The organism is Mangrovicella endophytica, from assembly GCF_002893625.1.
In the GTDB taxonomy this organism is placed as follows: domain Bacteria; phylum Pseudomonadota; class Alphaproteobacteria; order Rhizobiales; family Rhizobiaceae; genus Mangrovicella; species Mangrovicella endophytica.
In genome coordinates this window covers 147,268-168,978 of the sequence record NZ_PKMZ01000001.1, presented here as the reverse complement: position 1 = coordinate 168,978, position 21,711 = coordinate 147,268, and the positions used below count along the sequence as shown (strand labels likewise).

At 65.9% G+C, this 21,711-nt stretch carries 20 protein-coding genes; 9 read left to right on the top strand and 11 right to left on the bottom strand.

The features are described 5' to 3' along the window. Nucleotides 1-12 precede the first annotated feature (12 nt). The 3 genes from C0R46_RS00770 to C0R46_RS00760 are packed head-to-tail and all read right to left on the bottom strand — an operon-like array spanning nucleotide 13 to nucleotide 3,395. Nucleotides 13-1,029 carry a sugar ABC transporter substrate-binding protein gene (locus C0R46_RS00770; protein ID WP_102957680.1) on the bottom strand — a complete coding sequence of 339 codons (1,017 nt, stop codon included), beginning with the start codon at nucleotides 1,027-1,029 and terminating at the stop codon, nucleotides 13-15. A gap of 32 nt (nucleotides 1,030-1,061) precedes the next feature. Further along, a complete protein-coding gene (locus C0R46_RS00765; protein ID WP_102957679.1) occupies nucleotides 1,062-2,072 on the bottom strand; it encodes an ABC transporter permease in 1,011 nt (336 codons plus the stop codon). Between the two features lie 3 nt (nucleotides 2,073-2,075). After that, a complete protein-coding gene (locus tag C0R46_RS00760) occupies nucleotides 2,076-3,395 on the bottom strand; it encodes a hydroxymethylglutaryl-CoA reductase, degradative (RefSeq protein ID WP_102957678.1) in 1,320 nt (439 codons plus the stop codon). A 116-nt stretch (nucleotides 3,396-3,511) separates the two neighbouring features. On the opposite strand from C0R46_RS00760, the gene C0R46_RS00755 reads away from it, so the two are divergent. After that, a complete protein-coding gene (locus C0R46_RS00755) occupies nucleotides 3,512-4,906 on the top strand; it encodes an aminotransferase-like domain-containing protein (protein WP_102957677.1) in 1,395 nt (464 codons plus the stop codon). 130 nt (nucleotides 4,907-5,036) lie between these two features. On the opposite strand, the gene C0R46_RS00750 is transcribed toward C0R46_RS00755, so the two are convergent. Continuing rightward, a complete protein-coding gene (locus C0R46_RS00750) occupies nucleotides 5,037-5,261 on the bottom strand; it encodes a DUF6894 family protein (RefSeq protein ID WP_102957676.1) in 225 nt (74 codons plus the stop codon). 375 nt (nucleotides 5,262-5,636) lie between these two features. On the opposite strand from C0R46_RS00750, the gene C0R46_RS00745 reads away from it, so the two are divergent. Further along, nucleotides 5,637-6,266: a methyltransferase family protein gene (locus C0R46_RS00745; RefSeq protein WP_157944509.1), complete on the top strand. Its 630-nt coding sequence runs from the start codon at nucleotides 5,637-5,639 to the stop codon at nucleotides 6,264-6,266. Nucleotides 6,267-6,275: 9 nt separating this feature from the next. Here the strand turns inward: C0R46_RS00745 and C0R46_RS00740 are convergent, their stop codons facing one another. The 6 genes from C0R46_RS00740 to C0R46_RS00710 all read right to left on the bottom strand — a co-directional run bounded on the left by C0R46_RS00740 (nucleotide 6,276) and on the right by C0R46_RS00710 (nucleotide 14,571). After that, the gene (locus tag C0R46_RS00740; protein ID WP_102957674.1) at nucleotides 6,276-7,001 is read right to left on the bottom strand and encodes a response regulator transcription factor; all 726 of its coding nucleotides are present in this window, start codon (nucleotides 6,999-7,001) and stop codon (nucleotides 6,276-6,278) included. A gap of 108 nt (nucleotides 7,002-7,109) precedes the next feature. Next, a complete protein-coding gene (locus tag C0R46_RS00735) occupies nucleotides 7,110-8,411 on the bottom strand; it encodes a sensor histidine kinase (protein WP_102957673.1) in 1,302 nt (433 codons plus the stop codon). Nucleotides 8,412-8,497: 86 nt separating this feature from the next. After that, on the bottom strand, nucleotides 8,498-11,596 hold the full coding sequence (locus C0R46_RS00730; protein ID WP_102957672.1) for an efflux RND transporter permease subunit: 3,099 nt from the start codon (nucleotides 11,594-11,596) through the stop codon (nucleotides 8,498-8,500). Next, a complete protein-coding gene (locus C0R46_RS00725) occupies nucleotides 11,593-12,591 on the bottom strand; it encodes an efflux RND transporter periplasmic adaptor subunit (RefSeq protein ID WP_157944508.1) in 999 nt (332 codons plus the stop codon). The genes C0R46_RS00730 and C0R46_RS00725 overlap by 4 nt, the downstream gene beginning before the upstream one ends. Before the next feature lie 332 nt (nucleotides 12,592-12,923). Beyond that, nucleotides 12,924-13,787, bottom strand: coding sequence for a MipA/OmpV family protein (locus C0R46_RS00715; RefSeq protein ID WP_102957669.1), 864 nt, complete (start codon nucleotides 13,785-13,787; stop codon nucleotides 12,924-12,926). A gap of 304 nt (nucleotides 13,788-14,091) precedes the next feature. Then, nucleotides 14,092-14,571, bottom strand: a complete 480-nt coding sequence (locus tag C0R46_RS00710; protein ID WP_102957668.1) for a GreA/GreB family elongation factor — start codon at nucleotides 14,569-14,571, stop codon at nucleotides 14,092-14,094. Nucleotides 14,572-14,710: 139 nt separating this feature from the next. Here C0R46_RS00710 and C0R46_RS00705 point away from each other — a divergent pair, with 139 nt between their 5' ends. Then, the gene (locus C0R46_RS00705; RefSeq protein WP_102957667.1) at nucleotides 14,711-15,061 is read left to right on the top strand and encodes a DUF2200 domain-containing protein; all 351 of its coding nucleotides are present in this window, start codon (nucleotides 14,711-14,713) and stop codon (nucleotides 15,059-15,061) included. Nucleotides 15,062-15,246: 185 nt separating this feature from the next. Here the strand turns inward: C0R46_RS00705 and C0R46_RS00700 are convergent, their stop codons facing one another. Then, nucleotides 15,247-16,260, bottom strand: a complete 1,014-nt coding sequence (locus C0R46_RS00700) for an ABC transporter substrate-binding protein (protein WP_102957666.1) — start codon at nucleotides 16,258-16,260, stop codon at nucleotides 15,247-15,249. A 111-nt stretch (nucleotides 16,261-16,371) separates the two neighbouring features. On the opposite strand from C0R46_RS00700, the gene C0R46_RS00695 reads away from it, so the two are divergent. The 6 genes from C0R46_RS00695 (at nucleotide 16,372) to C0R46_RS00670 (ending at nucleotide 21,677) form a co-directional block, all read left to right on the top strand. Continuing rightward, on the top strand, nucleotides 16,372-17,028 hold the full coding sequence (locus C0R46_RS00695; protein ID WP_102957665.1) for a TetR/AcrR family transcriptional regulator: 657 nt from the start codon (nucleotides 16,372-16,374) through the stop codon (nucleotides 17,026-17,028). A gap of 114 nt (nucleotides 17,029-17,142) precedes the next feature. Then, entirely contained in the window at nucleotides 17,143-17,952 is an 810-nt protein-coding gene (locus tag C0R46_RS00690) for an ABC transporter permease (RefSeq protein WP_102957664.1), read from the top strand. Further along, entirely contained in the window at nucleotides 17,949-18,998 is a 1,050-nt protein-coding gene (locus C0R46_RS00685) for an NAD-dependent epimerase/dehydratase family protein (protein ID WP_102957663.1), read from the top strand. Before C0R46_RS00690 ends, C0R46_RS00685 begins: the two co-directional genes overlap by 4 nt. Further along, nucleotides 18,985-19,812: a GNAT family N-acetyltransferase gene (locus C0R46_RS00680; RefSeq protein ID WP_102957662.1), complete on the top strand. Its 828-nt coding sequence runs from the start codon at nucleotides 18,985-18,987 to the stop codon at nucleotides 19,810-19,812. Before C0R46_RS00685 ends, C0R46_RS00680 begins: the two co-directional genes overlap by 14 nt. A gap of 63 nt (nucleotides 19,813-19,875) precedes the next feature. After that, nucleotides 19,876-20,895 carry a dihydrodipicolinate synthase family protein gene (locus tag C0R46_RS00675; RefSeq protein WP_102958541.1) on the top strand — a complete coding sequence of 340 codons (1,020 nt, stop codon included), beginning with the start codon at nucleotides 19,876-19,878 and terminating at the stop codon, nucleotides 20,893-20,895. Next, nucleotides 20,892-21,677 (top strand): ABC transporter ATP-binding protein, encoded by a 786-nt coding sequence (locus C0R46_RS00670; protein WP_198598208.1) that lies wholly within the window; start codon nucleotides 20,892-20,894, stop codon nucleotides 21,675-21,677. The genes C0R46_RS00675 and C0R46_RS00670 overlap by 4 nt, the downstream gene beginning before the upstream one ends. Nucleotides 21,678-21,711 lie beyond the last annotated feature (34 nt).

Below are 21,711 nucleotides of genomic sequence, written 5' to 3'. Positions count from 1 at the left end.
GTCGAAGACGCCTTACTTCAGGTCGTCGAGGGTCCAGCAGTTGCGCTGGTTGACGTTGTCCTTGGTGATCAGCGTCAGCGGGTTGAAGTACAGTGTCTGCACCTCGCCGGCCGTGCCGTCCGACATCAGCAGGCGTGCGATCTCCTGGTTCAGCAAGTCGCCCTGCAGAGGCACGTTGTAGCTGATATAGAGGTTGAAGAGCCCGTTCTTGACGTTCTCGCAGCCAACCTGGTTGCCGCCGCCCGACGTCACCAGGAAGACCTGGTCGCTCTTGCCGGCTTCCTTGATGGCGGAGGCGGTGCCGGTGTCCTGGTTGTCCCAGATGCCGATGGCGCCGCACAGGTCCGGATGCTGCTGCAGCACCGTCGACATGATCGAGCGCGCCTTTTCCGGATTGTACTCGGTCGCCTGCTGTGAGACGACCTGGATGTCCGGATGCTGGTCGAGCACCTTGTAGATGCCGTCGAGCTGGAAGACGTCCGAGGCGGCCGTCGGAACGCCCGTGTCGATCGCGACCTTGGTGGAGACGCCCTTGCCGGCGTCGCACTTCTCGGCAACGGCCTCGGCGGCCTTGCGGCCGATCTCGCTCCAGTCGGCGCCGACATAGGAGTCGGTGGTGGTGTTGGACTCAAGGTTGATCTGGACGATCTTGATGCCGGCGGCCTGCGCCTGCTTCAGGAGCCGCGCATAGGACTGGATGTCCGGATTGTGGACCACCATCAGGTCCGGCTTCTCCGAGATCAGTGACTGGATCGCCTTGGTGCCGGCATCCGTGCTCCAGGCGGGATCGCGGATTTCGAAGGAGTAGCCGAGGCGGTCAGCCTGCTTGCGCATCTGCGCAGCCCAGCCCTCGGTCAGGTCGAAGCCCATGGATAGCGGAACGAAGACCACCTTCTTGCCCTTGAGCGACTCCTGGAACGCCGTGCTGCGCGGGTTCTCCAGACCCTTGTTCTGCGCGCTGGCGAAAGACAGGCCGGCTGCCAGTGCAGCGGCTGTCAGAGCGATCCTGCCGAATAGTCCGCCTTTCATGGTTTCCTCCCAGATTCATCAAGCGGTGGACGTTACAGATCCCCCTGCTGCGACGTCTGCTCGTCGCGCGGGTTCACGATGGAATCGATCACGATCGCCAGCAGCAGCACGACGCCTTTGACGAGGTTCTGGATCGTGTAGTCGATGTTGAGGATGGTCATCCCGTTGAGCAGAATGCCGACGAACACGGTGCCGAGCACCACGTTGCGCACGCTGCCATGGCCGCCATTGAGGCCGATGCCGCCGAGCACCACCACCAGCAGGATGTCGTAGATCATGGTGGAGTTGAACAGCCGCGCGTTGATCGCCGAGGCCGAGGACGCCAGGATCAGGCCGGCGCCATAGGCGATCAGGGCGCTGATCGCATATTGCGCGACGATCATCGGCCGGACGGGAAGACCGGTGATGCGCGCCGCATTCGGATTGTTGCCCATGGCATAGATCGTCCAGCCGAAGCGGGTCCGGCTGAGCACGAGTTGCACAACCACGCAGAGGATTGCGAAGGCGACGATGGTCACCGGAATGCCGAAGAGGCTGCCCTGCCCGATCAGCCGGAACCAGTCGGTGTCCGGCGGCACGTTCTGCATCTCGAGTGTGAAGAAGAAGGTCCGCCCCGTGCCGTAGATGACCGAGCCAGCCGCAAGCGTCGCAAAGATCGGCGGCACTTCGCCAAATGCGATCAGCGCGCCGATGGCGATCCCCGCCAGCAGGGCGAAGCCGGCGCCGATCAGGAGAGCGAGCTCGAACGGATAGCCGGCCCGCGTGATGACGAAGGCCCAGGAGACCGAGACCACCATCACGGCGATCATCGAAACGTCGATGCCGCGGGCGATCACCACCAGCGCCATGCCGAGCGCCAGGATGCCGAGAATGGAGACGCTGCGCACCAGCGCCAAAAGGTTGCCGGGGCTGAGGAAGCTCGGCAGCAATACCGAGAACAGCACGAAAGCCGCCGCGGCCAGCAGGAGTACGATGCCCTCCTGGCTGCGCAGGACCGCCCGGATGCGCTGGCGGCCGCTATCGGTCTCGGCGGACGTGCTCATGGATCAGGCCCCGCCGCCCCGCATCGCTTCGAGCAGCTCCTTGGCACGATCGACGCGCACGTCGTGCGCTGCCGCAAGCTCCGCCGCCACCCGCTCGATCTCGTCGCCGCTAGCACCGGCGACGATGGCGATGTTGCGCGCATGCAGCGCCATATGACCCTTCTGGATACCTTCGGTCGCGAGCGCCCTTAGTGCGGCCATGTTCTGGGCAAGGCCGACGGCGACGGTGACTTCCGCCAGCTCCTGCGCGGAGCGCACGCCGAGGAGTTTCAGGGCGGCGCGGGCCGCCGGATGGGTCTTGGTCGCGCCGCCGACGAGGCCGAGCGCCATCGGCATCTCCAGCGTGCCGACGAGATTGCCGCGCCCGTCGATCTCCCAATGGCTGAGCGAGGTGTAGCGCCCGGTGCGGGCCGCCCAGACATGCGCGCCGGCCTCGATGGCCCGCCAGTCGTTGCCGGTGGCCACCACGATCGGGTCGATGCCGTTCATGATGCCCTTGTTGTGCGTCGCGGCCCGATAAGGATCGACGATCGCAAAGGCGCAGGCCTCCACGATGCCGCGGGCGATGCGCTCGCCGGAATAGTCGCTGGTCGCCAACGCCTCCGGGGTCACCGACACCGTCGCGCGGGCAAGCCGCAGATCGGCGTAGTTCGACAGGATGCGCAGCCGCACGACGCCGCCGGTGATGCGCTCGATCATCGGCGCCACCGTCTCGGCCATGGTGTTGACGGTGTTGGCGCCCATCGCGTCACGCACGTCGACGAGCAGATGCACCGCCAGCATGGCGCCGACCGGCGTCTCCTCGAAGATGTGCACCTCGATATCGCGGCAGCCGCCGCCGAGGGAGACCAGCACCTTGTCCTTGACGTTGGCGGCCGCAATGATCGCGTCGCGCTCGCGCAGAACCCTCGCCCGCGCCCCGTGGGGATCGGCGACCTCCAGGACCTGCACCTGCGCCCGCATGATCGGCCCGGTGCTGGAGGTCTGGAAACCGCCGCAGCCGCGGGCGATGCGCGCCATGTAGGAGGCCGCGGCGACGACCGAGGGCTCTTCCACGGCCATCGGCACCAGGAAGTCACGCCCGTTGATGGTGAAGTTGGTGGCAACGCCCATCGGCAGCTCAAAGGTGCCGACGACATTCTCGATCATGCCGTTCGCGAGCGTCAACGGCAGGGCGCCGCCGCCGAGCGCGGCACGCTCAGGCGCTTCGAGGAAGGCCGCGTCGGCAATCCGCTGCAGCCGGTCCGCCGGCGACAGGTTGCGCAGGCTCTCCAGCCGCGAGCTCACGACGGGTCCCGCCACGCCTGAATCCAAGCCAGCCATCGGCTGCTCCTCCCAAAGCCATGCCTTCACTTGCGAACAAGCAAAGCGGTTATGTAGCCTGAGAGAAAGGTACAGTTGGAACGATTCGTCATGAAGTGTACCCATCGTCTGTCTCGATGAGCGGCGCAAGAGCCGAAGGGCGCGGGGAAAGCCTCGCCGCCGCCGTCGCCCGCCGCATCCGGGACAGCATCGAGGCTGGCGCCCTGCCCTCCGGCGCCCGCCTGCCGTCGATCCGCAGCGCAGCAGTGGAATTCGGCGTGTCCAAGAACACGATAGTCGACGCCTATGACAGGCTTGTCCTGTCCGGCCACGCCGTCTCGCGGGCGGGCTCCGGCTTTGTGGTAACGGGGGAGGATCATGCCGAGCCGCGGCGTCCGAAGCATGTCGCGGAGGCGATCGACATCGCCTCGCTGCTCGGTGCCCAGCTGCATCAAAGCTTCGCCATCCGGGTTGGCGACGGGCGCCCGCCTTCCTCCTGGATGGAAGGCTCGGAGCTTCGGCGCCATCTCGGCTCCTATGGCCGGGTCATGCCGGCGGACCTCGAGGCCTATGGCTCGGCGGCCGGGTTCCTGCCGCTGCGCCGGCAGATCGCCCAGCGGCTGACGGGCCGGCAGATCGCCGCCGGCGAGGACAACATCCTCCTGACCTTCGGCGCCAACCATGCGCTTGACCTCGTGATCCGGGCGATGGTCTCGCCGGGCGATACGGTCTTCGTCGACGATCCCGGCTACTACCCGCTCTTCGCCAAGCTGCGGCTCGCGCGCGCCAACGTGGTCGGTATTCGCAGGACGCCGGACGGGCCAAGCGTCGAGGACTTCATCGCCAAGACCGAGAGCGAGCGTGGCCGGCTGTTCTTCACGCAGTCGCTTGGCCACAACCCGACGGGCGGATCGGTCACGCTGCCGGTGGCGCATGCGATCCTCAATGCCGCAAGCCGGCAGCGCGTGCTGATCATCGAGGATGATCCCTTCGCGGACCTGCCGATCGTCGACGACAACCGCCTTGCCCGGCTCGGCCAGCTGGACAATGTCGTCCATATCGGCACGTTCTCGAAGACGCTGTCGGCGAGCCTGCGCTCGGGCTTCATAGCCGCGCGCGAGGACCGTATTGCCGAGCTGACCGAGTTGAAGATGCTGACGACCGTCAACAGCTCGGGCCATATCGAGCGGCTGATCGACCGTTTGATCGGCGACGGCCACTACGACCGGCATCTGAAGCGCCTTGCCCGTCGCACGGAAGCTGCCGCCGAGCGCGTGCGCGCCAACCTCGCCAAAGCGGGCCTCGAGGTCGTCTCGGGCCGCACAGACGGCTACTATGTCTATCTGCGCCTTCCCGGCGGCGTCGACGACATCGAGCTGGCCAAGGCGGCGGCGGCCGAAGGCATCTTCATCGCGCCGGGCAGCGTGTTCTGCATCGACAAGGATGGCGATCTCGCCCGCGGCATGCGGATCAACATCTCGCGCGCCGACGACATGCGCTTCTACGAGTTCCTGCTGCGCAAGCTCACGTGACCGCCTCTCCATGCGGACGGGCTGCGACGACGCCACCCGCAGCCATCGCGGTCGAGCTGCCAAAATGCCGACGATCTTACTGCCACCGCCGGCGCCTTCTGACGGGCGCCGTCACGAGCCGTCGCGGCTCCTACTTCGCCGTCAGGCTGATCTCCACGATGAAGACGGTCGCGCCGGACTGGTCGCTCACATCTACCGACAGCCGGCCGTGATCGAGAAGCCGCGGTTCGTTTTGCATCAGTTCACCCGCGAACTGAATGGCCATCAGGCGCGCGGATTGATCATCATCCAGATCAGTGCCGACGTCGTCGGTATCGCGAGTTCCATCGGTGAGATTGAAGAAATACCGCGTCACTGACAGAAACTTCCATGCATGCCGACTACGACCTGGCCGCTTATCTAAGCGGGGCGCTCCTCAGGGACAGGACGATGCGTCGCTCTGACCTGGAGCAGTTCCGGCGATGGCCGGCTGCATCAGGCCCGATCCCGTCCGCCCGGCCTGCGGCCGCAGCCCGCTACGCCCCCGGGCGCCTTGATCTCGAACCGAATGCCCCTCCGGCAGAGCGGTCCCGTGTTCGCCGGTCATGCTCTAGATCCTGCACGCGCTATCCCATGGCGTTTGCCGCCGACATCATTCGCAACAAAAGCAAATCTCGTGGCTGCGGCGGCACCGCTAGAAGTCCGGGCAAACGGCGCCACCAGCGGCGTCGCAAGCCCCTGGACCTCACCATTGCTCAACGATCCGCTCCGCTACTCCCTCAGCCGAACCCAGCGCACCCGCAAGATCGTCATCCGCATCGCGGCCGGTATCGTCCTGCCGCTGATCCTCTTTGCGGATGCGCGGCTGGATCACGGCCACTACCTGCGCGAGTTCGTCGAGACCTTCGGTCTCCTGCTCATCGTGTTCGGATTGATGGGCCGCGCCTGGTGCTCTCTCTATATCGGCGGACACAAGGCGCGGCGGCTGGTGCGCTCCGGACCGTATTCCCTGAGCCGAAATCCGCTGTATCTCTTTTCCTTCATCGCAACGGCGGGGATCGGCGCCCAGACCGGCAGCGTCATGATGATGCTGCTGTGCCTCGTCGGCGGCTGGCTGATCTTCCGCCCCGTTATCGACCGCGAAGAGCAAGCGCTCGCGAGCCTTTTCCCCGAAGAATACGGGACCTATCATCTGGCGGTTCCGCGGCTCGTCCCCAGCCTTCGGCAATGGGCGGATGTCGATCGGCTGGAGATCAACCCGAAGCTCTACCGCCGGACGGTGCTGGACAGCCTGGCATGGCTGGCCCTGGTGCCGGTGATCCAGCTCGTCGTCCTCACCCACCAGACCGGCCACCTGCCGGTCTTCATCCATCTGCCCTGACGCAGCGTCTCAAGCCGGCTCGACATTCGCGGCGAACATGTAGCCCCCAAGCCGCACCGTCTTCAGGAGCGTCGGCTCGCGCGGGTCCGCCTCGATCTTCTGCCGCAGACGGCTGACATGCACGTCAATGCTCCGCTCGACCGGCCCCGCCAGCCCGGCATGGGTGAGCGTCAGCAACTCCTCGCGCGTCAGGATCTTTCCCGGATTTCGGCAAAAGGCGAGCAGCAGGTCGAACTCCGCCGCCGTCAGCGATATTCTTGTGTGCTGCGGATCGTGAAGCTGCCGGCGTAAAGGGTCGATGCGCCAGCCATCGAACCGCAGAGGCCGGACGCGCTCCGTTCCGACCTTGGAGTAGGACGCGCGCCGGAGCAGGCCGCGGATGCGTGCCAGAACTTCGCGCGTGCTGAACGGCTTGGTGATGTAGTCGTCCGCGCCGATCTCGATGCCGATGATCCGGTCGATCTCCTCTGCGAGCGCCGTCAGCATGAGGATCGGGACGTTGGACCCGGCACGCAAACGCCGGCAGAGGCTGAGGCCATCCTCGCCGGGAAGCATCACGTCGAGCACGACGAGGTCGAAGGCGCTTCCACGCAGACGCTCGTCCATGTCGCGGCCGTCGGTCGCGAGCTCGGCCGTCATCCCGCCCGCAGCAAGCGCATCGCGCAGCATCGGCCCGATCTCGGGATCGTCCTCGACGATCAGGATGCGCGGCGACGCCGGTAAGTCAGACGACAATGAGCTACTTCCTTCGTGTGCATCGCTCTTGAGGACCTCTCAGCCGGCAGCGTCGACCGCACGGACCCGCCTTCACCATCATGCTGCAGAGCGAGAGGGCGGTGTTGGTCACCGTGGAAACTCCACCCGCGCAACCAGCCCCGAGGGCTCGTTGTCGAGCAGGGTCAACCGGCCGCGATGGGCCGCAACGATCTCGGCGACGATCGACAGTCCGAGCCCGAACCCTTGGTTGCGGTCACCGTCGCTGCGCGACAGATCGGCCTTGAAGAACGGCTCCAGAACGCGGTCGCGCAAGTTCGCCGGAATACCCGGGCCATCGTCGACCACGTCAATACGGACGCTGCTCTCGTTCCGGGACAAGATGATGCTGACCTCGGTTCCGAATTTCAGACCGTTGCCGCAGAGATTGGTGACGGCGCGGAGCATCGAGTTGGGTTTGAGCATCGCTGCCAGATGATCGGGACCCTCATAGCGGATCGCCGAGCCGAGATCGGCGAAGTCGGCGGCGATGGTCTGCAGGAGGCTTGCGACATCGACACGCTCGAGCTCCTCACCGGTGGCATCCATGCGCAGATAGTCCAGCGTTTCCTCGATCAGCCTGTCGATCTGATCGACATCCGACAGCATCTTCTGCTGGACGGGCTCGTCGTCGAGCCGTTCAATCCGCTGGCGCAGCCGTGTCAGCGGGGTGCGAAGATCATGGCTGACGCCGCGCAGCATCCGAGCTCGCGTTTCCAGGAGGTCGCGCACGCGGCCACGCATCTGGTTGAGCGCATCCGTCAGCGCCACGACTTCCGGCGGGCCATGCTCGCTGACCAGACGCTCGTCTTCCGTCCCATTCGACCGCTTCACCTCATCGGAGATCCGGGCCAGCGGCGCCAGGAACGCCCATCGCGAATAAAGGCCAAAGAGAATGAGCAGCGTTGCGAATGCCAGCACGTAATAGCTCAGCGGGCCGAGGACGTCGTTGCTGACGAGCGGCTGCGGCGGACCGTATGCGACGAGCGTCGATGCCTCATTCAAGGGGATCAGGAGCATCGCCCCCTCGCGCGTGTCGAACACCCGGCTACCGTCCGGCTCGTCGTCCGGAGGAAAGATCCAGTTGATGATCCGCCTCAGCGCGCTCGGAGCAGTCGCCGTACCAGCCAGCCGCTCCGCCTCGACAGGGTCGACCACCCTGAGGTCGAGACCGGTGCCCGCAAAGGCGGATGCGAGATCGTCCTGCCGATCCTGCGCGACTTGCCGCATCAGCGGCGCTATGGCCGCCGCCTGTTCATAGAAGGTGTCGAAGCTGTTGAGGCCCAGCAGCGGGCTGTGGCGGATCATGTCGCCGACACGTCCGACCACCACAACGATGATCACCGACACGACGACGATCATGGCGATCTGGCCGGAGACGCTGCGCGGCATCAAAATCCTGAACACGGTCCCCACCTGCCTTGCGCGCTGTTGCCCGGGATCTGCGATACCACGCTGCGATCTCTCCGGTCGTGACACTAGCTTGTCTGGTGCTCCTGCGTCGGCAAAGCGACGGGAGATGCTTCCGCCGTATTGAAGAAGCGCCGCAGCACGCGATTGCAGGCGCTCCCGAGATCGGCCAGCAGCCAATGGAGCGAGGGAACGACGAACAGCGAGAGCAGGGTCGAGACGGCAAGACCGCCAATCACCACCGCCGCCATCGGCTCGCGGAACTCACCACCGTCGCCGGTTCCGATCGCAGCGGGGATCATTCCGGCGATCATCGCCAGCGTCGTCATCAGGATCGGCCGCAGTCGCTGGCCGGCCGCCTCGATGATCGCCTCCTTCCTCGGCAACCCGTCTGCCTCGCGCTCGATCGCGAAGTCGACGACCATGATCGCGTTCTTTGTCACCATGCCCATCAGCATGAGAATGCCGATGACCACGGGCAGCGACAGCGCGTCGCCGGTGAGGAGCAGTGCCGCGACGACGCCGCAGATCGAGAGCGGCAGGGTCACGAGGATGGTCAGTGGCGTCAGGGCGCTGCCGAAGAGAAGGATCAGCACGACGAGGACCAGCGCGATGCCGGCGGTCATGGCGATGCCGAAGGCGGCGAACACCTCGCCCTGATCGTCGGAATCGCCGGTCGCCAGAATACGCACCTCGGGCGGAAGCGACGTCAGCGCATCGAGCGACTGCACCCCGGCCAAGGCTTCGCCGGGCGACAGGCCGGCCGGCACGTCGAAGCCGATGTCGATGCGCCTCTCGCGGTTAAGCCGCTCGATCATCGAAACGTCGGTCGCGAAGCCGAGGTCGGCGATCTGGGACAAGGCCACCATGCCGCCGGACTGGGTCGGGATCGACAGCGCCCGCAGCGTCGTCAGATCATCGCGCGCCCCGTCCGCCAGCTGCAGCCGGATCGGGATGCGGCGGACGCCATCGATGAAGGTCGGCAGGTTCTTAGTCGAGGCGCCGACCGTCGAGACACGGATGGTCTCGGCGATGATCCTGGCGGAGACGCCGGCATCGGCGGCGCGGTCCGAATCCACCCGCATGGCAAGGATGGGCCGCTTGGTGTTGCCGCTCGACGTGGTGTCTTTCGCCAGCCCGCTGCTGGCGAGCTCCCGGATGATCCGCTCGGCGGCTTTGCCGGCTGCCGCGCCATCACGGCCGAGCACCGAGAACGATACGTCGCGACCGCCGCGATTGTTGAGGATCTCGAAGCGGATGTCGGGAATCTCCGCGAGGGCTGCCGTCACCAGCGGCTTGATCTCGAAAAGGCTGCGGGGGCGCTCGGACGCGCGCCCGAGGTCGAGCGATACCGCCATGCGGCGAAGCTCGCGCCGGCCAGACGCATCCGTGCCGCCCTGGACGAAGGTCGCTTTGACCTCCGGCACCACTGCGAGACGCTCGGACACGCGCGCAGCGGCGCGCCGCGTCTCATCGAGCGTCGAGCCTTCCGGCAGTTCGATCGAGACGACAATCTTGCCGGCATCCTCGTCGGGCAGGAACCCGCTGGGCAGCGACGTCATGGCGGCGATCGACACACCGAAGAGGGCGAAGGCGGCAAGGACCACCAGCCAGCGTGCCCGCAGCGTCTGCGTGAGGAGCCAGATATAGGGCCGCTGGAGCCACCCGCCGCCGTCGTGGGTGCCGGCCGGTTCGCGCATCAGGTAGGCCGCAAGGACCGGGGTGATCAGCCGCGCGACGAGCAGCGAGAAGAACACCGCAATCGCGACGGTGAGGCCAAACTGCCGGAAGTACTGGCCGACCACGCCGGGCATGAAGCCGACCGGCAGGAAGACCGCGATGATCGTGGCGGAGATGGCGATGACGGCAAGGCCGATTTCGTCGGAGGCGTCCAGCGCTGCCCGGAACGGCGGCTTTCCCATTTGGCCATGACGGACGATGTTCTCGATCTCGACAATGGCGTCATCGACGAGAATGCCGGTGACGAGCGTGATGGCGAGAAGACTGAGGATGTTCAGCGAGAAGCCGAGATAGCCGATCACGAAGAAGGTCGGTATCGCGGCCAGCGGCAGGGCGATCGCCGCAATCAGCGTCGCCCGCCAGTCCCTCAGGAACAAGAAGACCACGATCATCGTCAGGACCGCGCCCTCGACCAGCGTGTGCATGGCAGCGTCGTAATTGCCCAGCGTGTGGTCGACACTGGTATGGACCAGCGTGAAGGCGAGATTGCCGTTTGCCGCAGCAAGCTCGTGGAGAGCGTCTTTTACCTCGTCCGCCACGGTCACATCGCTGGCGCCGCGAGCGCTGTAGATGGCGATGCTGACGGCCGGGACGCCGTTCAAGGTGGCGAAGGATGTCGGCTCGGCCGTGGCGTCCGTGACCGCGCCAAGGTCAGAGAGGACCAGCCTGGAGGAATTCGCCAGTGCAATCGGCATTTCGGCGAGATCGCGCACCGAGCCGGTCGTCCCGAGCGTGGTGATCGCCCGCTCGCGTCCATCGGCCCGGCTGGTGCCACCGGACACATCGAGGTTGCTGGACTTCAACGCCTCGGTCACGTCAGCGGCGGTGGCGCCGAAGGCCTGGAGGCGGTCGGGATCGAGCTTGACGAGGATTTCCCGGTCGACGCCGCCGACCCGATCGATCCGCCCCATGCCGCGGAGACCGCTCAGCCGCCGGACAACGACGTCGTCGATGAACCAGGACAGCTCTTCGATCGTCATCGACGGGTCGGCGACCGCGTAGGTGACAACGGCTTCGCCTTCCACGGTCTTGCGTCCGACGACGGGCTCGTCGATCGTCGCGGGGAGATCGGAGCGGATGGCGGCAATGGCGTTTTCGACGTCTGCCGCTGCCCGGTCGACAGGAACTCCGAGCTCGAATTCGATGCTCGTCTCGGACTTACCTTCGCTGACGGACGAGGTGATCTCCTCGACGCCGACGAGGGCCGCGACGGCGTCCTCGACGGGCTTAGTGACCTCGGTTTCCATCTGCGACGGCGCGACACCGGCGTCGCCGACCGAGATCGTAACCTCGGGCACGTTGATCGTCGGGAAGTAGGTGATCGGCAGCGACCGAAAGCTGAAGAGGCCGAGGCCGGTCAGGACGGCGAAGAGGAGGATGCAAGGGACCGGATTGCGGATCGCCCAGGCTGAGATGTTGGCGTTCATGGCCGTCCGTCCAGCGCCAGTTTCAGAGGTGGCTCCGACAAGGTCCGGCTGTCATTGGCTGTCATCACAGGGCGGATCCGGTCGCCATCAGCAAGGAAGTTTCCGGCCTTGAGGACGATGGTCTCCCCGTCGCGAACGCCGGAGACGATCTCGACGAGATCGCCCGAGCGCATGCCGATCGTGGCGGCGCGGGAGGCGACGACGCCATTCTCCACGATCTGGATCACCGCCTGTCCGTCATTCGTCTCGACGGCCGATGTCGGCAGCAGAACGGCACCATGGCGCTCCACCTCGACCTCGCCGCGGGCAAAGGCGCCGGTCGGCAGGGGTTTCCCGGCGTCGGTCGTTATGGCAAGGCGCAAACGTCCGTTCCGCCCGGTCGCCTGCATGGCCGGCTCCAGCAGCCGAACGACCCCGTGCAGCGGGGTTTCAAGGCCCGGCACCGCGAGGGTGGCGGCGGCGCCCGCCGGAATCTTGAGGAAGTCCATCTGGGGAACCTCAGCCGCCACCTCGATCTCGCCCGCCTCGGCGATGGAGAACAGTTCGGTGCTGCCGGATTCGACGAGAGCTCCGACCTTTGCGCTCCGGCTCAGGATCCGGCCGGCTACGGGGGCGCGAACGAGGGTCTGCATGCGCCGGTTCTCGATCTCGCGCCGCTCGGTCGAGAGGATCGTCTGGTCGGCTTCGGCCAGGCTGAGGTTCTGCCGCTGGATGTCGAGCGTCGTTGCCGCGCGGCTTGCGGCATAGGTGAGCCTTTCCAGCGAATCGGCGGCGGCGACGCCCTTTTCCCTCAGCTTGCGGCCTCGCGCGAGCGAGGACATCGCCTCCTCTTGTGCGACCGTGGCGTCAGCAATCTGAGCTCTGGCCTGCAGGATGGCGGCCTGCGCCCGGTCGAGCTTGGCCGCATTCACATCGAGCTCGATGCGAATGGACTCGTCGTCGAGGCGAGCCAGTATCTCGCCCGCGGCGACATCGTCGCCGACCTCGCCGAGCACTTCCTTGATACGAGCGGCTCGGTCGAGGTCTACGGTGACGAGGCTCTCGTGGCGGGCGACCAGCGAGCCGGTCAGGCGGATTCTTCGCGCGATCTCGCCTGCTGCGCCCGGATGACGCTGACCGTCGGAACGATAGCGTCCGGCGCATCAGCCGCAGCGCCCGGCGGCAGCGGCGCGAACAGAACGAGCGAGACAATTGCCGCGCCCGCCAGCCAGACGGCCCGTGAACGTCGCCTGTGTCCTCTGCAAACCATCGGAGCACTTCCTCGAGCTGGAGGGTTCGATGTCGGGCGCAGCAGGGGGACGCGCCGCGCCCGACACGAGCGGCCGTGTCAGAAGCGGTATCCGACGACGGCCATGCCGAACGGCTGCACCTCTTCCTTGACGACCGGACTGTCGGCGGCGTCGCCGAGCAGCAGACCGACGCCGGCCTCCCCGCGCGCAAACCAGTTCTCGGTCACGCCCACCGTTGCCGTTGCGGCGAAGTCGACACGCTTGATGCCGGCTTCGGCCTCGAACCTCTGATAGCCGGAGCGTTCCGACTGGCCCTCGTCGATGCCGAAATAGGCTTGCATGTGCTTGTCGTCGGCAAAGGTCGCCGAGGCTTTGGCGCCGAGAAGGAGAGAAGGGGTGACGGCGTGGGTAAGTTCGACGCCGGCGACGGCGAGCAGGCCGTCACTGCCGCCGACCGTCTTCTCCACCGACCCGAAGACCTCCGCCGGGCCGAACTTTGCGGCGGCCTTGCCGCCAACCGTGACACCGAAGTCCACGTCGCCGAGGCCGTCCAGCTCGTCCGCATCATCTTCGCTACGGCCGGTTTCGTAGCCGAGCTGCGCCGAGAAGCTGAAAGGACCGGTCTCGTAAACCTCCGCCGTCACGCCGCGGGGGTCGATGCTCAGCCAATCGCCGAAGGTCGCCGAGATGTAGGGTACGGGCGTCACCTCGAATTCGTCGCTGCCCTCGTATTTCGGATCGATCTTCGCCCCGGCGCCGACGATCACCTCCCATTCGTGAAGGCGCTGGCTGATCCGCCCGAAACGGGAGGGTTCGGGCGCTGCATAGACCGTCTCAGGGACTGTCTCGGCGATGGCGGCGTCGGCTGCGTGAACCTGCTTTGCGGCCGGTACCGCCGCACCGAGAAGAGATCCGAACCCGACGATGTAGCGACAGGTGATCTTGGAAAGGGATAGGGACATGAAAACTCCGGCCGGGTCGACCAAGCGGTGTGATCCCGCCGTGGTTCGTTGATGCCGGAGTGATTTCTAGCGACGCCGAAGCGTCCGAAGATTTGGACTTGTTAAGAGATGTTGCGACCGGGACTGCGCCACGTTCCGGCGACGGCCGTTGCGCCAGCCGGACGAGAGCATCGCCCGCGCGGATCTGCAGCTTGCACGATCAACTGAACGCCGCGGGGCGGATCGGCCCTGCGGCCCTCGCCTGCCATCGTGGACGGATGGTCGATTGTGTAAGCCACGACATCAGCTGGCGATCGCCAGCGTCTCAGTCGCGTCCGTCCGCCAGAATCGAGACGATCTCCGCCTCGCCTGCACCCATACGAATCACGTCGCCTTCTTCCCTGCCGACAAGCTGGCGCGCCAGCGGAGAGAGATACGAGATCTGGCCCTGTGCCGGATCGGCCTCGTCGATGCCGACGATCCGGTAGACCTGGGTGCGGCCATCCGGCCGCTGGATCGAGACGGAATGGCCGAACTGAACGACATCGCTGTCGGCTCGTGGCACCACCACCTCCGCCGTGGAGCGTCGGGCGCGCCAGTAGCGCAGGTCGCGTCGGATCATCGCCACGGCGATCTTGTTGCCGGCGGCCTGGGCCTCCTCCAGTTGGACCGTGCAGGTCTCGATCGCGGCGTCCAGCAGGGCAAGACCGCGCACCGTGACGAAATTGGGATCAGTGCCGAGGTCGCGCTCCGGCAGGGCCTCCACCTGATCTTCATTCGGCTCCTTCACGAACGCGACGCTCATGCTGTGCTCCTTTCGCGCCTCGATCCCGGCACGCAGCTCTGCCTTCTATATAGGAACCGCAACGCCTCGTTCAGTTCCGCAGCGGCCGTGATACCGTTTCGCCTGGAACGAGCCATTCCTGGCTCCGCTTGAGGGTGCCATGCCGAAGCATCGTATCTGTTCGGTCAGCGTCGCCAGCGTCTACCCGCACTACGTCGCCAAGGCTCAGAAGAAGGGGCGCACGAAGGAAGAGGTTGATGAAATCATCTGCTGGCACACCGGTCACAGCCAGCAGACCCTGGACCAGCAGTTGGATAGAGGGACGACGTTCGAGGCGTTCTTCCGAGATGCGCCCGCGATGAATCCGGCGCGTCTGCTGGTCACCGGCCTGATCTGCGGCGTGCGCGTGGAGACCATCGAGGAGCCGACGATGCGTGAGATCCGCATCCTCGACAAGCTGATCGACGAGCTCGCCAAAGGTCGGGCGATGGACAAGATCCTGCGGACTTAGCGCCGCCTCGCAGCGCCAGTCGCAGCGGCCAGACCGATCGCGCAGAGGCCACGCCTCACGCGAACCGTCAGGCTAGGCCCTGGCAAAGCAAAGGGTTCGCTGGACCGCGGCGGTCGAATGGAGATGCCGCTTTACGGCAAGGATCCTGCTTGCCGGCTGCTTCGGGCGCGCCGCTAGTGGCAGCGCTATTTCTTGACCTTCGAGGCGTCCATCTTCACCTTCTTGTCGAGGAAGCGCGTGGTGAACATCGTGTCGATCTCGAACGGCTTGTCGAAGCCGATATAGGTGGAGACGAGCTTGTAATCGTCTTGGAGCCGCTGGCGATCGATCCAGCCGAGCGCCTCCTTTGTCGTGAAGTCGTCCGTCATAAGGGACTTGATGCGCTCCCACTGATTGCGCTGCGTCTGAAGGTCGAGGCCGGAGGCGCCCGCCGTCAGCGCTGCGAGGCAGGGTTCGACGTCCTCGACGCAGGCGGCGAAGGCGCGCTGGCTCACTTGGACGAATGCGGCGACCGCCTTCTCGTTCTCCTGAAGGAAGTCGCTGTTGACGATGATGGAGTTCCCGTAGGGATTCAGCCCGAGTTCGGCCCAGCCGACATAGCCGAGGTTGTCGCCGAACTCCCGCAGCTTCAGATCGTGTTCGTTGTAGAAGTCGCTGATGATCTCGACCGCGCCGCTCTTGAGCGAAGGCATCTTGGCCGGCGGTGCAACGTTCACGAAGCTGACCGAATCCGGCTCGATGCCGGCGGCCTGAGCGAAGGCCGGCCACATGACGCGGGAGGCGTCGCCCGGCGGATTGCCGATCCGATGCTCGGGAAAGTCTTTCGGCCCGTTTATGCCCGAGCTCTTCAGCCAGTAGAAGCCTTGCGGCGTGTTGGCATAGACACTCATCACGGCGGTCACCTCGGCGCCCTTGCCCCGCGCGACCATGGCGGTGGCCAGATCCGAGACGCCGAATTGGGCGGCGCCGACGCCGACCTGCTGCGCGGACACCGCCGATCCGCGACCGACCTCGATCGAGAGGCTGAGACCTGCCTTCTCGTACCAGCCTTGTTGAAGCGCGTAGTAGTAGGCGGCGTGATCGGCGGTCGGCGTCCAGTTCAGGACGAGGGTCACCGCTTCCTGCGCATGGGCCGCTGCGCTCGGCAGAGCAAGACCGGCGACGGCTGCGATGGCTAGAAGATGTTTCCTGGCAGGCATGCGACCCTCCTCGCTGAGGCCGGCCGTATCGTTCAGTTGTCCACCCGGCGATGAAAGACTAACAACGAGGCGAAAAACTCGTCAAGAACCATTCAACTGGTTGGTTGGTACATGAGCTTGAAAGCAGGAGAGCGACCGGCCGGATCGTCGAGGCCGAAGCGCAATCCTTCGGCGACGCGGCGCGCCCTTCTCGAGGCTGCGCGCCAGGAGTTCGCGGCCAAGGGACTCGCCGGCGGGCGGGTGGATGAGATCGCCGCGCGTGCGGGCGTCAACAAGCAGCTCGTCTATCACCATTTCGGCGACAAGGCCGGCCTCTACCTGACCGTTCTGGAAGGGCTCTATCAGGAGATACGAACTCGGGAACACGCGCTGGAGCTCGAGGGGCTGGCACCCGAGGCAGCCATCCGCAAGCTCACTGAAGCCTCGTTCGACCACCTCGCCGACCATCCGGATTTCGTCGCCCTGCTCACCGACGAGAACCGCCACGGCGCCGTGCACATCAAGGGGTCGACCCGGTTGACGGCGATGCACTCGCCCTTCGTCGAACTGATCCGCGAGACGCTGCGCAAGGGCGAGGAGGCCGGCGTGTTTCGCGCAGGGATCGATCCGCTTCAACTCTACATCTCGATCGCGGGGCTGGCCTTCTTCTTCTTCTCCAATACGCCGACCCTGTCGGCGATCTTCGATACCGACCTGTCGCAGGCGAAGGCGATCAAGGATCGCCGGGCGCATGTCGTCGATCTCGTCATGAATGCACTCCGCCCCTAATCATCCTAGGCGCGGCATCTATCAACCAAACGGTTGACTGATCCGGTCTTATGACGCAAGCTTCCTCCTGCTGGCCCGCTTGCCAGGAGAGGCAGCGGGTGTCGGAGGCTCCGGATGACGGCCATCGATTTCCAAGAAACGCGTGACGAGGCAGCCGCCGAGCGGCGGCGGCGTGGCATTCGGCAGGCGATCATCGTGGTCGCCATACACGTGGGGTTCCTCGTCGTCTGGCAGCTGGCCTGCCAGTTTCTGGACATTCCCACCTACATCCTTCCCTCGCCGGTCGAGACCTTCGCCACGCTCGGCTCGGCGCAGTACGGGTGGGTGTCGAACTCGCTCGTTACGGCCGCCGAAATCTTCGGCGGCTACGCGCTCGGCGTCGTCGTCGGCGTGTCGCTGGCCGTGCTGTTCTCGTGGTCGCCGCTGCTCACCGTTCTCCTGATGCCGTTGTTCGTAACGCTGAACATGATCCCGAAGGTCGCCCTCGGGCCACTCTTCATCGTCTGGTTCAGCTACGGCATCATCCCCAACATCGTCATCGCCTTCTCGATCTGCTTCTTCCCGATCCTGCTGACGACGGTGCGCGGCCTCCGCGAGGTCGAGCCGGATCTCCTCAACCTCGTCAAGTCGTTGCGGGGCTCGCGCTGGCAGCTCTTCCGCAAGATCCAGCTCCCGGGCTCGCTGCCTTACGTCTTCTCCGGCATGAAGGTCGGCGCGATCCTCGCTGTCGCGGGAGCAACGGTGGGCGAGTTCATCGCCTCCGAGCGAGGCCTCGGCTACCTGATGATCCAGGTGCAGTCTTCACTCGACACGGCGGCCATGCTGATGGCCGTCATCCTTCTCACCATGATCGGCGTCGTGCTCTACGGGCTCGTCTTGCTTCTGGAGCGCCTCGTCGTTGTCCAGGACGAACGCATCTCATGAGCATCACCCAAACGCTGGACCCCGCCGCGCTTCCCGATCGTATCGATGACGTCGCGCATCTCGATCGCCTTCTCTGCACGCCGTCGCAAGCCCTCGTGGATGATCTGGACGCCGTCGAAGGCGACATCATGGTTCTCGGCGTCGCGGGGAAGATGGGCCCGACGGTGGCCGGCCTTGCAAAGGCCGCCGCTCCCGGACGGCGCGTCATCGGCGTCGCTCGCTTCTCCGAAGCCGGCAGCCGAGAGGCGCTGGAGGCGATCGGCGTCGAAACGATCGCCTGCGACCTTCTCGACGAGGCGGCAATCGCGGCGCTTCCGAAATCGCCCAACGTCATTTTCATGGCCGGACGGAAGTTCGGCGCTTCGGGCGACCAGAGCCTGACATGGGCGATGAACACCCATGTTCCGGCGCTGGTCGCACAGGCCTTTTCCGCTTCGCGCATCGTCGCCTTCTCGACCGGCTGCGTCTATCCGTTTGTCGATGTCACGAGCGGCGGCGCGACAGAGGAAACCCCGATCAACCCGCCGGGCGAATATGCGCAGTCCTGCGTCGGGCGCGAGCGCATGTTCGAGTATTTCTCGCGGCGCCTGAAGACGCCTGGCCGGCTGTTCCGCCTGAACTACGCGATCGACATGCGCTACGGCGTGCTGCACGACATCGCCGCCAAGATCGTTGCGGGCAAGCCGGTCGACGTCACCATGGGCCATGTCAACGTCATCTGGCAGGGCGACGCCGCATCGCAGGCGATCCGCCTTCTCCGGCATGCGACGACGCCGACGACGCCGATCAATGTCAGCGGGCCCCAGACTCTCGCCGTGCGCGATCTTGCGATGAGGCTCGCCCAGAAGCTCGGCCGCGAAGCGATCATCGAAGGCACCGAGGCGCCGAACGCCTGGCTGGTCGATACGAGCGCCGCGCAGACACTCTTCGGGCAGCCCGTCGTCGACATCGAGCGGATGATCCAGTGGACCGCCGACTGGATGGCGCGTGACATGCCGAGCCTCGGCAAGCCGACGAAGTTCGAGGTCCGCGATGGGCGCTACTGAGACGGAGGCTGACGAGCTTGGGCCCGATGAGGTCAGCCGGGGCGTCGAGCTTTCGAGCGAGGCGCACTGGAACCAGACGCCGGAGGACTGGCGTCATTTCACGGCCAACGGCTATGTCGCCTGCGAACGCGATGCCGACGGCCGCGCTGTCGCGACCGGCGGCTTGATGACCTATGGCTCGGTCGCCTGGATCGGTCTCGTCCTCGTCACGCCGGCGATGCGCCGCCGCGGTCTTGCGACGCGCCTGATGCGACGCTGCATGGACCGCGCGAGGCTACACGGCGCGCTCGCCGGCCTCGACGCGACGCCGGACGGCGCCAAAGTCTATGAACAGCTCGGCTTTCGCGCGGTCGACAGGCTGACGCGCTTCCGTCGCAAGGCCCCGCCGGCGGGGCTTCATGCCGATGCGGAACCGGGTGACCAGGCTTTCGAACGACTTTGCCGTCTCGACGCGGAGGCGTTCGGCGCCGAACGCTTCGCACTGCTCTCCGACTTCATCGCACGTCAGGGCACACGCCTCTACCACTCGGACGATGCGGCCGCGCTGGTCCGGCCGGGCCGGACCGCCCGCCACCTGGGGCCGTTCTGCGCGCACGACGAGAACGCTGCTGGCGCGCTGCTCGCGACGATCCTGAAGCAGGAACACGGGCCGCTTCTGGTTGATCTTTTCGATCGCCATTCAGGCCTGACCGGAGCGTTCGAAGCCGCAGGCTTTGTCGCAGAGCGGCCCTTCATCCGCATGACGCTCGGCGGAGCCCTCCTCCCCGGCCGGGCGCAGACCGCGTTCGCCGCTGCCGGACCGGAATATGGTTGAGATCAACGTCGGAGACCTCAAGTGACGCTGCATCGTTCCGAGTTGCCGCCCGCCGTCGCCAGAATGCTTGCCGAAGGCACCGTGATCCCGGCACACCCGCTGGCTCTCGACTCGACATACAAGCTCGACGAACGCCGACAGCGCGCGCTGACGCGATATTACCTCGACGCCGGAGCCGGCGGCCTTGCGGTCGGTGTCCACACCACCCAGTTCGCGATCCGCGACGTCGGCCTCTACGAACCGGTGCTGTCGCTCGCCGCAGAGACGGCCTCCGAGTGGACCACACGCCCGCTCGTGATGGTGGCCGGACTCGCGGGGCCGACAGAGCAAGCGGTCGCGGAGGCGCGCGCCGCCGTCCGCTTAGGCTACCATGCCGGTCTCCTCAGCCTCGCCGCGCTGCGCGATGCGAGCGAAGACCAGCTCGTCGAGCATTGCCGGGCGCTCGCGGCCGAAATTCCGCTGATCGGCTTCTATCTCCAGCCGTCCGTCGGCGGCCGGGTGCTCGGCGCCTCCTTCTGGAAGCGTTTTGCCGAGATCGACAACGTCGTGGCGATCAAGACAGCGCCGTTCAACCGCTACCGCACGCTCGACGTGTTGCGCGGCGTCGTGGCTGCCGGCGCGGCCGAGCGCATCGCACTCTATACGGGCAATGACGACCACATCCTGCTCGACCTCGCCCTGCCCTTCGACATCCGCCACGAAGGCCGCACCCACCGCATCCGCTTCAAGGGCGGGCTCCTTGGCCACTGGTCCGTCTGGACGAAGGGCGCCGTCTCGCTCTTCGAGCGCGTGCAGGCGGCCGTTCGGGCAGGTACACTCGACGAGGACCTCCTGGCTCTCGACGCGCGAGTGACGGACTGCAACGCCGCCTTTTTCGACGTCGCCAACGACTTCGCAGGCTGCATCGCAGGCTGCCACGAGGTGCTGCGCCGTCAGGGGCTTCTGAACGGTATCTGGTGCCTTGATCCCGCCGAGACGCTCGGCCCCGGCCAGGCGGCCGAGATCGACCGGGTCCTCGCCGAGCACGCCGATCTGTCCGACGACGCTTTCGTCGCACAGAACCTCTCGCGGTGGCTGGCATGAACGTGGATCCGTTCATCCGCCTTCAGGGGGTTCGCAAGGTCTACCGGACGGGCGGCCGCGAGTTCCTCGCCGTCTCGGATGTCACGCTCGATATCGCCGAGGGCGAAATGGTTTCCCTCGTCGGCCCGTCCGGCTGCGGCAAGACGACCGTGCTCAAGATGCTGGCCGGCCTTCACCCCGCCGACGGTGGCACGGTGACGATCGGCTCGGCGGTGAGCCCCTTCGAGCCTGGCCGCGACGTTGGCATGGTGTTCCAGCAGGCGCTGCTCCTGAAGTGGCGGACTATCCTCGACAACGTGCTTCTGCCGGCGGAGATCATCGGTCTCCCGATGAAGGCGGCGCGTGAACGCGCCCGCGACCTTCTGGAGATGGTCGGCATCGGGCGTTTTGGCGACAGGTATCCGCACCAGCTGTCTGGCGGCATGCAGCAGCGCGCCGCGATCGCCAGGGCGCTCGTTCACGATCCGAAGCTGATCCTGATGGACGAGCCCTTCGGCGCCCTGGACGCCCTGACGCGCGAGCAGATGAATCTCGAGATGCTGCGCATATGGGGCGAGAGCGGCAAGACCATCGTCTTCGTGACGCACTCGATCCAGGAGGCCGTTTTCCTAGGCACGCGCTGCGCCGTCCTGACCGCCGGCCCGGCCCGCATGGCAGACAGCTTCCCGATCGCGCTGGACGGCCCCCGAAGCATCGGCATCAAGTCTTCGACGACCTTCGCGGGCTACACCAACCGCATCTACAAACTGCTCGGCTTCCAGGAAGCAACGGCCGACGCCTAGAGCCTTCCGGCTGAGGTCGCAGCGCCCAAACGCT